We start from the raw sequence: 12,540 nt of genomic DNA on the forward strand, positions 1-12,540 counted from the left end.
GACGTTGAGCCAGGAGGCGCGTGACCTGAGCTGGCTGGTGAGCGCGTTCGCGGAGCGGGTGCCGGGAGTGGCGCACGCGGTGGTGGTCTCCTCCGACGGGCTGCTGGTGGCGATCTCCGACCACCTGCCCCGGGACAACGCGGACAAGCTCGCCGCGGTGACGTCCGGGTTGATGAGCATCACCGCGGGCGCGGCCCAGATGTTCGACGGCGATGTCGTCAAGCAGACGGTGGTCGAGATGGGCCGGGGCTACTTCCTGGTGATGCAGATCCGCGACGGTTCGATCCTCGCCACGCTGGCCGCCGGTGACGCCGACATCGGTGTGGTCGGTTACGAGATGGCCCGGTTGGCCAAGCAGGCGGGGGAGATGCTCACGCCGGCCCTGCGGGCCGAGTTGCAGCAGGCCCTGCCCCGCTGAGTGCTCCGGCCGAGGCCCGGACGGTCACCGGCTCACCGCAGCCGAGCCGTCCGGGCCCGGCCGTCCGGGTGGCGGCGCCTTCAGAAGCCGCCGTCGGCGATGACGGAGCGGTACCAGGTGGCGCTGTTCTTGAGCACCCGCCGCTGGGTCGGGTAGTCCACGTAGACGAGGCCCCAGCGCTGCTCGTATCCCTGGTCCCACTCGAAGTTGTCAAGCAGTGACCAGACGTGGAAGCTCTCCAGCGGCACCCCGTCGGCGATGGCCCGGTGTGCGGCGGTGAGGTGATCGCGCAGGAAGCTGATCCGACCCGTGTCCTGGACGGTGTCGTCCGCGGCCAGGGTGTCCGGGGTGGGCAGCCCGTTCTCGGTGATGGTGAGCGGGATCGGGCCGTAGTCGCGGGTGATGCGGGTCAGCAGGTCGTACATCCCCTCGGGGTAGATCTGCTGCCACTCGGCCTCGGAGGTCGCCCAGCGATGCGCGGTGCCGCCGTCGGCGGTGACGTAGATCGGGGTGTAGTACTGCACGGCCAGCAGGTCGATCGGCGCGGAGATGATTTTCAGGTCGCCGTCGCGGATGCCCTGGACCATCCGGCTCTGCGGGCCCAGGTCGGCCAACAGGTCCTCGGGGTAGCTGCCCTTGAGTAGGGAGTCGAGGTAGAGACGGTTCTCGTAGCCGTCGTAGAGGTGGGCGGCCGCGGCAGCCTGTGGGGAGTCGTCGGCGGGGTAGCAGGGGTGCAGGTTGAGCGCGGGGCCGATCCGGCTGTCGCTGCCGGTGGCCCGCAGCGCGCCGACGGCCAGCCCGTGTGCGAGTTGCAGGTGGTGGGCGACCAGGTAGGCGGCGTCCGGGTCCTGCCGGCCGGGGGCGTGGTGGCCGGTGAGGTAGCCGTTCTGCACCACGGTCTTGGGTTCGTTGATGGTGAGCCAGATCGGCACCCGGTCACCGAGGGCGCGGAAGACCGCGTCGGCGTAGTCGGCGAAGCGGTGGGCGGTGTCGCGCGACTCCCAACCGTTGGCGTCCTGGAGTGCCTGCGGGAGGTCCCAGTGGAACAGGGTGGCCATCGGGGTGATTCCGCGTTCGTGCAGGCCGTCGATGAGGCGCCGGTAGAAGTCGAGCCCGCGCTGGTTGGGCGCGCCCGCGCCGTCGGGCTGGATCCGGGGCCAGGAGATGGAGAAGCGGTAGCTGCGCAACCCGAGGTCGCGCATGAGGTCGAGGTCCTCGGCGTAGCGGTGGTAGTGGTCGGCGGCCACGTCGCCGGTGTCGCCGTTGCGGGTGCGCCCTGGCACGCGACTGAAGGTGTCCCAGACCGACTCGCCGCGCCCGTCTTCCTTGGCGGCGCCCTCGATCTGGTACGCGGAGGTTGCCGCGCCCCAGCCGAAGTTGTCCGGGAAGCGCAGCGGGCCGGCGGGCCCGATAGGTATCGACATGGATTCTCCTCATGGATACGGGACCACCGCCGAAGATTCGGGAGCGCTCCCATGATAGGGCAGGCGCTGCCGGCCGGTCAGCCGGCCGTCATGGCGGCCGGCGCTGGCGGGTGGGTGGCGGGTGTGGCCCCGAGCAGCGAACGAGGCCGTCCGGGCGGCGCGGCGCGCCTGTCCCGTCGGCCTCTTTTCCTATCGTGTACGGGGGTTTAGTGTGGGGACGGGGGAGGGCAACCCCCGTCCCCACCGTAACTGCACACACACGGGCGAGATTTGGGTCCTGCCGTGCGTGTCGCGCGGGAGCCGGGCCACGCGAGTGGCTCTGGTTCCACCTCCCTCCATGTGGCGGGACGATGGCTGACGACGGCGTCCGGGCTGGCCCGTCGTCGGCCCTCGGTTCTGGTTCCCCGGGCCCGTCAGAGACGGCCCCGGCGATCTTCTTGTTGGAACCTTGTCGATGGAAGCGCTCCCATCGACCGATGTTGCGACTGTAACGCCCGTCACGCCTTTGTGAAAGCCCCAAAACGAGATCGAAACAACGAGCTGCTTCCGCGCTCCGTGCGCTTGTTGTGGGAGCGCTTCCATGACACACTGTCGATTCGACGCGACAGGAGCCACATCGCGTGAGTGCGGGTCCACCGAGGGCAGCCGGCGGCAACACCTCCGGTCACGGTCACCCGATCAGCCGGCGGGACCCTTTCCCGTGCGGGCCGCACCGCCGACCCCGGCCGGGCCCGGGGAAGACCACCTTCCCGGCGCCTCGACATCCCCGCGGAACCACCACCCTCGCGGGCAGGCGCCTCGCCGGGGAACCATCCCGGCCTGGTCCGAGGAGACACCGCGCACATGAGACAACTGGCACGACGCCGTCGAGTGGCGATCATCGCCGCCGCCGCGCTCGCCGTCGGCGGGGTGACCCTGCCCGCCGGCGCCGCACAGGCCGCACCCGCCTGCGACGTGGTCTACGCGACCAACGACTGGAACACCGGCTTCACCGCCAACGTCACCATCAAGAACCTGGGCGACCCGGTCAGCAGCTGGACGCTCAAGTGGACCTTCCCGAACAGCAGCCAGCGGGTCACCCAGGGCTGGTCGGCCAAGTTCAGCCAGTCCGGCAGCGAGGTCACCGCGACCAACGAGTCGTACAACGGCAACCTCGGCACCGGGGCCTCCACCACCATCGGCTTCAACGGCTCCCACTCGGGCAGCAACCCGAAGCCCACCTCGTTCACCCTCAACGGGACCCCCTGCAACGGCACCCCGGCCAACCAGCCGCCGACCGTCTCGCTCGGCCTGCCGAGCGGGCCGTTCACCGCGCCGGCCGACGTGCCGCTGACCGCCACCGCCAGTGACCCGGACGGGACGATCAGCAAGGTCGAGTTCTACCGCAACGGCCTGCTGATCAACACCGACACCTCCGCCCCGTACGCGTACACGCAGGAGGACCTGCCGGCCGGCAGCTACACCGTCCAGGCCAAGGCGTACGACAACGCCAACGGCATCGGGGTCGACGAGAAGGCGTTCACCGTCGGCACCGCCAGCGGCCCGACGCTGATCGCCACTCCGTCCGCGGTGAGCGTCACCGAGGGTGGCACCAGCACCTTCAACCTGAAGCTCAGCGCCGCGCCGACGGCCAGTGTGCCGGTCACCCTCACCCGCACCGGCGACACCGACGTCACGGTCTCGCCTGCCACCGCCACGCTGACCACGAGCAACTGGAACACCGGGGTCACCGTCACGGTCGCCGCGGCGGAGGACACCGACACCGTCGGCGGCGCCGCCACCATCACCGCCTCCGCCACGGGTCTCGCCTCGCTGGCGGTCACCGCCACCGAGATCGACAACGACACCCCGGGCGGCGACAACACCTACATCGCGAAGTTCCTCGACCAGTACGGCAAGATCAAGAACTCCGGTTACTTCAGCCCGGAGGGCGTGCCGTACCACTCGGTGGAGACGCTGATCGTCGAGGCGCCCGACCACGGTCACGAGACCACCTCGGAGGCGTTCAGCTTCTGGCTCTGGCTGGAGGCGAACTACGGCCGGGTCACCCAGAACTGGGCCCCGTTCAACAACGCGTGGACCGTGATGGAGAAGTACATCATCCCGACCCACGCCGACCAGCCCACCGCGGGCTCCGCGGGCACCCCGCAGTACGCCGCGGAGTACAACCTGCCCAGCCAGTACCCGTCGGCGCTGAACCCGAACGTCCCCGTCGGGCAGGACCCACTGCGCGCGGAGTTGCAGTCCACCTACGGCACCGGCGACATCTACGGCATGCACTGGCTGATGGACGTCGACAACACCTACGGCTTCGGCCGCTGCGGTGACGGCACCACCAAGCCGGCGTACATCAACACCTTCCAGCGCGGCACCCAGGAGTCGGTGTGGGAGACCGTCCCGCAGCCGTCCTGCGACACCTTCAAGCACGGCGGCCAGTACGGCTACCTCGACCTGTTCGTCAAGGACACCGGCGCCCCCGCCAAGCAGTGGAAGTACACCAACGCCCCGGACGCCGACGCCCGCGCCGTGCAGGCCGCGTACTGGGCGCTGACCTGGGCCAAGGCGCAGAACAAGCAGGCCGACGTCGCGGCCACCATCACCAAGGCCGCCAAGATGGGCGACTACCTGCGGTACGCGATGTTCGACAAGTACTTCAAGAAGATCGGCAACTGCGTCGGGGCGAGCACCTGCCCCGCCGGCACCGGCAAGGACTCGGCGCACTACCTGCTGTCCTGGTACTACGCCTGGGGCGGCGCGTACGACACCAGCCAGAACTGGTCCTGGCGGATCGGCTCCAGCCACAACCACTTCGGCTACCAGAACCCGTTCGCGGCCTGGGCGCTGACCAACACCCCGGAGCTCAAGCCGCAGTCGTCGACCGCCGTCGCCGACTGGACCAAGAGCTTCGAGCGGCAGCTGGAGTTCTACACCTGGTTGCAGTCCGCCGAGGGCGGTATCGCCGGTGGCGCCACCAACAGCTGGGACGGCAGCTACGCCCAGCCGCCGAGCGGCACCAGCACCTTCTACGGCATGTTCTACGACGTCGACCCGGTCTACAACGACCCGCCGTCGAACCAGTGGTTCGGCATGCAGGCCTGGTCGATGCAGCGGATCGCCGAGCTGTACCTGCAGACCGGCAACGCGAAGGCCAAGGCGCTGCTGGACAAGTGGGTGCCGTGGGCCATCGCCAACACCACCCTCGGCAGCAACTGGTCGATCCCGTCGGACATGGCGTGGACCGGCCAGCCGACCACCTGGAACCCGTCCAGCCCGCAGCCCAACACCAACCTGCACGTCGAGGTGACCACCAAGGGCCAGGACGTCGGCGTCACCGCCGCCTACGCCCGGACCCTGATCGCGTACGCCGCGAAGTCGGGCAACGTGGCGGCGAAGGACACCGCCAAGGGGCTGCTGGACGCGCTGTCGGCCGCCAGTGACGCCAAGGGTGTCTCCACCACCGAGAAGCGTGGCGACTACCGGCGCTTCGACGACGTCTACAACGCGTCCACCGGGCAGGGCCTCTACGTCCCGTCGGGCTGGACCGGGAAGATGCCGAACGGCGACACCATCGCCGCCGGCAAGAGCTTCCTCGACATCCGGTCCTTCTACAAGAACGACCCGGACTGGCCCAAGGTGCAGGCGTACCTGAACGGTGGCGCCGAGCCTGAGTTCAACTACCACCGGTTCTGGGCACAGGCTGACGTCGCCATGGCGTACGCCGACTACGGCAGCCTGTTCCCGAACGGCTGAGACGACCCGGGGTGGGTGGCGTGGACCGCCCACCCCGGGGTCCGGCCCGGGTCCGGGGAACGACGGACCGGGGCTGGCGGACGGCCTGACACCCACGGTCAGGCCGGGGTGGGCCGGCCATCTGGCCGACGCAGCGGATCGGCCGGCTCACCCCACCGCCCGGACTGAAGCCAGCCGCGAAAAAGCCCAGAAATTCGGGCCGTCGCGGGATCACACCGAGGTCCGTGACGGAGTAACGTACGTCACCGGAGAGGCCGCTCCCCCCGTGGCGGCCTCTCCACTTTTTTGCCCGCGTCCGCCCGCGCCGTCAGGGTCGGCGAGCCGGTGCGACCGGGTGCCGCACACCCGGGTGCCCGGCCGGCAGCGAGCGCCTCAGCACCACCCAGCTCAGCGCCAGCGCCGCGGCGACCAGCGGCCAGGTCAGCGCCACCCGGGCCACCACCAGCGCGAGCACCTGCCCACCCAGGTAGAGCGGCACGAACACGGCGAGCCGCAGCAGGTAGGTCGCCGTCCACACCCAACTGGCCCGGCCGTACGCGCGCAGCAGCGTCGGGTCGCGCCGCCACCGGGTGCGCTGGCCCAGCGCCGCGCCGACCAACACGCCGAGCAGTGGCCAGCGCACCACGATGCTGACCGTCCACGCCAGAGCGCTCGCGGCGTTGGACAGCACCTGGATCAGAAAGAAGTTCTCGGCCCGGCCGGTGCGTACCGCGATCAACGCCGCGACACAGACGGCCAGCAGCCCGATCAGCACCGAGCGGGGCCGGTCACCCCGCCGCAGCCGTACGCCGGCCACCACCGCGCCCACGGCCAGCGCCGCCCCGACCCCGCCCCACAGCGACTCGCCGCCCAACAGCCAGCCCGCCGCGAACGCCAGCGGCGGCAGGGTGGCGTCGATCGCGCCACGTCGCCCGCCCAGCAGATCCGTCAGCGACTCGGTGCGCGCCGGCCCTTCCGGACCGGTGCCGGCGCCCGCCCGTGCCGGCCCGCCCGTGCCCGCGTCGATGCCCGCACGCTGGTCCGGGCCGGCCTCGGCCCGGCCGGTGTCGCGCCCCGGTGTTTCGCTCACCACCGCCTCCTCGTCTCCGGCCCAACCTAACCGTCGATTGACGGCGGGCCACCCGTTGGACCGCCGACACCTGCCGCTACGGTGTGCGGATGCGCGCGACGGCACGGGGTTGGACTGCGGTCTGGTTGGTCGTACTGGCCCTTGTCCAGGCGGCTGCCTTCCTCGCCGTCTGGCGGGTGGCGGTGCACCTCGAGATCGGGCAGTGGGTGGACACTGTCGCGCTCACCGGCAACCGGATCGGGCAGGACACCATCGACGGCCCGGTCGACCGGATCCTCAACGCGATGTCGGTGGTCTCGCTGCTGGCCGCCACCGCGATGATCGGGTTCATCGCGCTGATCCGGGGGCGGATCGCCCTGGCGATCACGGCGACCCTGCTGATCGCCGGCGCGAACGTCACGACCCAACTGCTCAAGTACGGGCTGAACCGGCCCGACTTCGGCCTCGACCCGGAACGCGCCGCGGTGGGCAACAGCCTGCCCAGCGGGCACGCCACGGTGGCCGCGTCGGTGGCGGTCGCGCTGATGCTCGTGCTGCCGCGCAAGGTACGGGCCGCCGGTGCCTTCATCGGCGCCAGTTACGCCGCCATCGCCGGCGTCGCCACCCTCTCCGCCGGCTGGCACCGGCCCAGCGACGCCGTCGCCGCGTACCTCGTGGTGGGCGTGTGGGCGGCGGTGGCCGGGCTGGTCCTGTTGATCACCCAGCGGGAGCAGGCCGAGGTCGCCCCCGGCGACGCGCACCGGGTCGCGGCGCTGGTGCTCGGGCTGGCCGGTGTGCTCGCCCTGGTCGCCTGCGGGCTGTCCCTGTCCTGGCTGCTCGACCTGCGCGACACCGGGCCGGAGGAGTTGGGCCGCCGCCCCCTGTTCGTCGGGTACGCGGGCAGCGCCGCCGGGATCGCCGGCACGATGGCGGTGGTGATGGCGCTGGCGCTGACCGTCGTGCACCGGCTGGTGCCCCGGGTCAAGGGCTGAGCCGGCGCGGTGGAGTCGGTCCTCGCGGCGTTCTCCGCCGAGTGCGCACAGCTCACCGGAATCCTGGCCGAGCTGGTCGACAGCGACCTCGACCGGCCCACCGACTGCCCTCCGTGGACCGTCCGGGACCTGGTGGCGCACGTCCGCACCGGCGCCGGTCGGCTCACCGACATGCTCGCCGAGCCGGCCCCACCACGGGCCGAGGTGGACGCCGCCGGCTATTTCGGCGCCGCGAAGTTCACCACGCAGGTGGACGCCGACCGCATCGCCGGCGGCCAGCGCGACGCGCTGCGGGTGGACCGGCCGGCCCAGGCGACCGAGTTCGACCGGGCCTGGCGGGCCACCGACACCGCGGTCCGCGCCGCGCCGCCCGATCGGGTGGTGCGCACCCGGCACGGCGACGCGATGCGCCTCACCGAGTTCCTGCGGACCCGCGTCGTCGAGGTGGGCGTACACGGGTTGGACCTGGCCGCCGCGTTGGGCCGGCCCCCGTGGCTCACCCCGCCGGCGGCCGTGGTCATCGCCGATCTGCTCACCGGCGGGCGACCGACGCCGGCCGGGTTGGGCTGGGACCGGCTGACCCTGATCCGCAAGACCACCGGCCGGGCGGCGTTGACCGCCCCGGAACGGGCCACGATCGACGCCGCCGGTTTCCGCTGGCTCACCTTCGGCCGCTGACCCCGGGCTCGCCCACCCGACCGAGTGGAAACGACTCGCTGAGCTGCGCGTACACCTGGCCGGGCGCGACCGTTCGCCGCTGGCCCTTCGCCGCTGGCCCTTCGCTGCTGGCCCTTCGCTGCTGGTGTGGACCGGTCAGCTCGCGGAGCGGGGCGCGGGGACGTGCGGGGCCACACCGCGCAGGTGCGTGAGCACCACCGGGTCGATCCGCCCCGGCACCAGCCGCTCCTCCAGGTTCTCCAGCCCGGCCCAGGAGATCAACGCCGCCTCCGTGCCGTCCTCGCGCACCGGATGGCCCAGCGCGGTGAGCAACGCCGCCACCTCGGCGGCGACCGCGCCGCTCAGGTCGAGCAGGGTGGCGGGGTCGGGCCGGCCGAACAACATGGTGTGCACGGCGAGCAGCCGACTCAGCTCGGTGATCGGCTCCGGGTGGTCGTCCACCCGAAGGTCCACCACCACGTCGCTGGTGCCGCCGTACCCACCGCCGCGTTCGACCACCAGCAGGCCGGCGCTCTGCCGGCCACGTCGGTCACCACCGGCCTCGTCGCCGGCCCGCAGCGCGGCGACCAGCCGCTCGGCGAACGGCAGCGTCGACCCGGCCAGCCAGGCCGCGCCGAGAGCGTCGACGACCTCCGGACCGGTGAGCACGTTGCCCTGCGCGGCCCAGCCGTCGCCGGTTCGCCCGCCGGCCCAAGGGTGGCAGGCCGGGCCGGTCCAACTGGCACCCGGGCCACCGGCTGCGACGACTCCGAGCTGGCGGTGCTCCCGCTCGGGGTCGGCGGCGATCAACCCGGCCACCACGTCGGCGGCGGCCACCCCGGTCCGGAGCAGGGCGAGGCCCTGCGGCCGGTAGGCGAGGTTGACGTGCGCCTGGGTGGCCAGCGCGCCCACCTCGGCGGCGGCGGCCGGCACCAGCGCCCCGGCGGCGAGGAACTTGCTGGCGACGGCCACGCCGTGCAGGCGGCCGTCGGCGGAGCGGGCGACGAGCGAGAAGGTCACCCGCCGAGACTAGCCGCCCGCGCGGGCCGGACCTCGTGGCGCGCCACCGGTTCAGAACGGTGGCGCGGCGGGCTCCGGTGGGGCGCCGTGCGCCCGACGGGCGTCGACCACCGCGACCCCGGCCAACACCAGCGCCCCGACCCCGGTCGCGATCACTCCGGGCAGGTGCAGCAGCGGCACCGACGACGCCACCAGCACCGTGAGGGCGATCCACCGGGACGGGGAGACCCGCGCGAACACCTCGTACTCCAGGCGGGCCCGCCCGGCCAGGAACAGGGCCGGACCACCGAGCACCATGGCCAGCCACGACCCGGGGATCCGCCCCGTCGGATGGTCGATGACCAGCTCGTAGCCGATCGCGGTGGCGGCGAGACCGATCACCATCAGCAGGTGGGTGTCGGCCGCCGAACGGCCGATGTTGGCGGGGTGGCGGGCCTTCAACACCGCCTCGCCCAGGATCCGACCGGCCCGCTGCACGTAGATCCGCCACAGCATGATCGAGGTGGCCAGCGCGAGCGCGAAGGCCCACACGTGCCCCATCTCGTACGGCCCCTTGCTGTACGCGAAACCCGCCACCAGGATCGTCTCGCCCAGCGCGACGAGGAAGAACTGCTGGTACCGCTCGGCCAGGTGCTCCCCAGCGATCTCCCACTTGGAAATCGTCGAACGGCCCAACCCCGGCACCGGCCAACCGTAGCGGCCGGCCAGGTACTCGATGGCCAACGCCGCCGACCAGAGCACCACCTGCGCGTTGGTGCTCAACAGCGCGCCGCTGATCCAGAGCACCCCGCTGACGGCGTAGATCACCGCCATCCGCACCTTCAACCGCCGGTACGGGTGCGCCCCCAGCGCGAACGACAGGATCACCGGCCGGGTCACCTGCGCCACCACGTACGCCACCGCGAACATCAGCCCGGTCCCACTGAACGCCCGGGGGATGGCCACCCCCATCAGCATGCTGCACACCAGCGCGGTGACCACCACCGTCTGCAACGGCACCCGGTACGGGTCGTACCGGCTGGTCGTCCACGCGGTGCCCTGCCAGACCGCCCAGAGCGCGAGCAGCAACAGCAGGGTCTTGCCGCCGCCGGTGACCGTCCCCCAACCGTGCTCCCGACCCGGGTCCAGGGTCAGGTCCTCGAACGCGCGCGCCGAGATCCGGGTGAGCGCGAAGACGTACACCAGGTCGAAGAAGAGCTCCAGGAACGTCGCCCGCCCGGGTGCGGCCGCCGCAGGGACCGGCTCCAGGTGTCCCGCCGCCCGGGAACCCATGGTCAGCGGCCTGCGCCGTTGGTCCGGTCCACCTCGAAGTGGTAACACTCCGGCCGGTCGGTGCGGCCGGGAACCGGCGATTCTGCCCAACACGAGGATCTTGCCCGTACTCCCGGGAACGGGCACGATCGGTCGGTGACGAATCGATGGGGCATGACGGTGCCGCTGGGCGGGATCGCGTTGGCGCACCACGACGCGGCCTACGCGGCCCTCGACCGGGCCGGGTTCACCGACGTGTGGTCGTCCGAGGTCGCCGGGGCCGACGCGTTCACCCCGCTGGCGCTCGCCGCGGCCTGGCAACCCGGGTTGCGGCTCGGCACCGCGATCACGCCGGTCTTCACCCGGGGCCCCGCGCTGTTGGCGATGAGCGCGGCGGCGCTGGCCGACGCCGCACCCGGACGGTTCTCGCTCGGCATCGGCGCGTCCTCACCCGTGCTGGTGCGGGACTGGAACGCGGTGCCGTTCGACGAGCCGTTCCGCCGCACCCGCGACGTCCTGCGCTTCCTACGCGCCGCGCTGCGCGGCGAGACCGTCGACGAGGTCTACGACACGTTCGCCGTCCGCCGGTTCACGCTGGAACGACCGCCGGCGGTGCCGCCGCCCATCCTGCTCGCCGCGCTGCGCCCGGGGATGCTCCGGCTGGCCGGGGCGGAGGCCGACGGGGTCATCCTCAACTGGCTCAGCCCCGACGACGTCCCCCGTGCCCTGTCCGAGCTGGGCGAACGCCGCGCCGGGTTCGAGGTCGCCGCCCGGATCTTCGTCTGCCCCACCGAGGACGCCGAGTACGCCCGGACGCTGGGCCGCCGGCTCATCACCAGCTACCTCACCGTCCCGGCGTACGCCGAGTTCCACCGCTGGCTCGGCCGCGACGACACCCTCGCGCCGATGTGGGCGGCCTGGGCCGCCGGTGACCGGCGCGGCGCCAGCGCGGCCGTGCCCGACGACGTGGTCGACGCGTTGGTGCTGCACGGCTCCCCGGAGCGGTGCCGCGCCGAGGTGCGCCGCTACGCCGACAACGGGGTGGACGTGCCGATCCTCGCGCTGCTGCCCACCCCCGAGGTCACCGCCGGCGGCGCGACCGCGCTGCTCAGCCTCATCGCCCGGTTAGGCGCCAACCCGGTGGAGGTTTCCGCGTGAACCTCACCGACCGGATCGTCGTGGTGACCGGCGGGGCCGGCGGCATCGGCGCGGCGCTGTCGCGCCGCTTCGCCGCCGAGGGGGCCGCCGCCGTGGTGGTCGCCGACCTGGACGCCGACGCGGCCCGCGCGGTGGCCGAGGGCATCGGCCCAGTCGCGCACGCCCGCGCCCTCGACGTCACCGACGAGGAGCAGGTCCGCGCGCTGGTCGCCGACGCCGAGCAACGGTACGGCCGGATCGACCTGTTCTGCGCCAACGCGGGGATCACCACCGGCGGGGGAGTGGAGGTCGACGACGCCGGCTGGGACCGCGCCTGGCGGGTCAACGTGCTCGCCCACGTCTACTCGGCCCGCGCGGTGCTGCCCGGAATGCTCGCCCGGGGCGGCGGGCACCTGCTGCACACCTGCTCGGCGGCGGGCGTGCTGACCGCCGTCGGCGACGCCCCGTACACCGCGACCAAGCACGCCTCGGTGGGGTTCGCGGAGTGGCTGGCCATCACCTACCGGGACCGGGGCATCCGGGTCAGCGCGCTCTGCCCCCAGGGGGTGGACACCCCGATGCTCGCCGACGGGCTCGTCGAGGGTCACCTCGGCGCCCGGGTGGTCGCCGCGTCCGGCGCGGTGCTCACCCCGGACCAGGTCGCCGACGCGGCCATCGCCGGGCTGGCCGAGGAACGTTTCCTGATCCTGCCGCACCCCGAGGTCGCCGACTACGCCCGCCGCCGCGCCGAGGACCCGGACGGCTGGCAGGCCGGCATGCGCAAGCTGATCCGCCGCCTGACCGCCTGACCGCCTGACCCGGTCCAGCCCACCACGACCAGTT

General features: G+C 72.4%; 10 protein-coding genes. 6 read left to right on the forward strand and 4 right to left on the reverse strand.

Going from position 1 to position 12,540, the window contains the following annotated elements; genetic code table 11:
* Positions 1-4 precede the first annotated feature (4 nt).
* Positions 5-418, forward strand: coding sequence for a roadblock/LC7 domain-containing protein (locus AB0J33_RS06150; protein WP_203148617.1), 414 nt, complete (start codon positions 5-7; stop codon positions 416-418).
* 80 nt (positions 419-498) lie between these two features.
* Here AB0J33_RS06150 and AB0J33_RS06155 read toward each other — a convergent pair whose 3' ends face one another.
* Positions 499-1,842 (reverse strand): GH1 family beta-glucosidase, encoded by a 1,344-nt coding sequence (locus AB0J33_RS06155; protein ID WP_363610457.1) that lies wholly within the window; start codon positions 1,840-1,842, stop codon positions 499-501.
* A gap of 843 nt (positions 1,843-2,685) precedes the next feature.
* Here AB0J33_RS06155 and AB0J33_RS06160 point away from each other — a divergent pair.
* A complete protein-coding gene (locus AB0J33_RS06160; RefSeq protein WP_363610459.1) occupies positions 2,686-5,592 on the forward strand; it encodes a glycoside hydrolase family 48 protein in 2,907 nt (968 codons plus the stop codon).
* Between the two features lie 307 nt (positions 5,593-5,899).
* On the opposite strand, the gene AB0J33_RS06165 is transcribed toward AB0J33_RS06160, so the two are convergent.
* Positions 5,900-6,523 (reverse strand): DUF3159 domain-containing protein, encoded by a 624-nt coding sequence (locus AB0J33_RS06165; RefSeq protein ID WP_363611349.1) that lies wholly within the window; start codon positions 6,521-6,523, stop codon positions 5,900-5,902.
* 221 nt (positions 6,524-6,744) lie between these two features.
* Here AB0J33_RS06165 and AB0J33_RS06170 point away from each other — a divergent pair, with 221 nt between their 5' ends.
* Both AB0J33_RS06170 and AB0J33_RS06175 read left to right on the forward strand, forming a co-directional pair.
* Positions 6,745-7,632, forward strand: a complete 888-nt coding sequence (locus AB0J33_RS06170) for a phosphatase PAP2 family protein (protein ID WP_363610461.1) — start codon at positions 6,745-6,747, stop codon at positions 7,630-7,632.
* Positions 7,633-7,641: 9 nt separating this feature from the next.
* The gene (locus tag AB0J33_RS06175) at positions 7,642-8,310 is read left to right on the forward strand and encodes a maleylpyruvate isomerase N-terminal domain-containing protein (RefSeq protein WP_363610463.1); all 669 of its coding nucleotides are present in this window, start codon (positions 7,642-7,644) and stop codon (positions 8,308-8,310) included.
* Positions 8,311-8,445: 135 nt separating this feature from the next.
* On the opposite strand, the gene AB0J33_RS06180 is transcribed toward AB0J33_RS06175, so the two are convergent.
* Positions 8,446-9,309, reverse strand: coding sequence for a DUF1028 domain-containing protein (locus AB0J33_RS06180; protein ID WP_363610465.1), 864 nt, complete (start codon positions 9,307-9,309; stop codon positions 8,446-8,448).
* 51 nt (positions 9,310-9,360) lie between these two features.
* On the reverse strand, positions 9,361-10,581 hold the full coding sequence (locus AB0J33_RS06185) for a low temperature requirement protein A (protein WP_363610467.1): 1,221 nt from the start codon (positions 10,579-10,581) through the stop codon (positions 9,361-9,363).
* A gap of 153 nt (positions 10,582-10,734) precedes the next feature.
* Here AB0J33_RS06185 and AB0J33_RS06190 point away from each other — a divergent pair, with 153 nt between their 5' ends.
* Together AB0J33_RS06190 and AB0J33_RS06195 are read left to right on the forward strand one after the other, a co-directional pair.
* A complete protein-coding gene (locus tag AB0J33_RS06190) occupies positions 10,735-11,718 on the forward strand; it encodes an LLM class F420-dependent oxidoreductase (protein ID WP_363611351.1) in 984 nt (327 codons plus the stop codon).
* On the forward strand, positions 11,715-12,506 hold the full coding sequence (locus tag AB0J33_RS06195; protein WP_363610469.1) for an SDR family oxidoreductase: 792 nt from the start codon (positions 11,715-11,717) through the stop codon (positions 12,504-12,506). The genes AB0J33_RS06190 and AB0J33_RS06195 overlap by 4 nt, the downstream gene beginning before the upstream one ends.
* Positions 12,507-12,540 lie beyond the last annotated feature (34 nt).

This window comes from Micromonospora sp. NPDC049645, from assembly GCF_040675155.1.
Taxonomy (GTDB): Bacteria; Actinomycetota; Actinomycetes; order Mycobacteriales; family Micromonosporaceae; genus Micromonospora.

Coding starts and splice junctions, on each gene's coding strand:
- AB0J33_RS06155 (WP_363610457.1), bottom strand. CDS start 1,842: ATGTCGATACCTATCGGGCCCGCCGGCCCGCTGCGCTTCCCGGACAAC.
- AB0J33_RS06160 (WP_363610459.1), top strand. CDS start 2,686: ATGAGACAACTGGCACGACGCCGTCGAGTGGCGATCATCGCCGCCGCC.
- AB0J33_RS06185 (WP_363610467.1), bottom strand. CDS start 10,581: ATGGGTTCCCGGGCGGCGGGACACCTGGAGCCGGTCCCTGCGGCGGCC.
- AB0J33_RS06190 (WP_363611351.1), top strand. CDS start 10,735: ATGACGGTGCCGCTGGGCGGGATCGCGTTGGCGCACCACGACGCGGCC.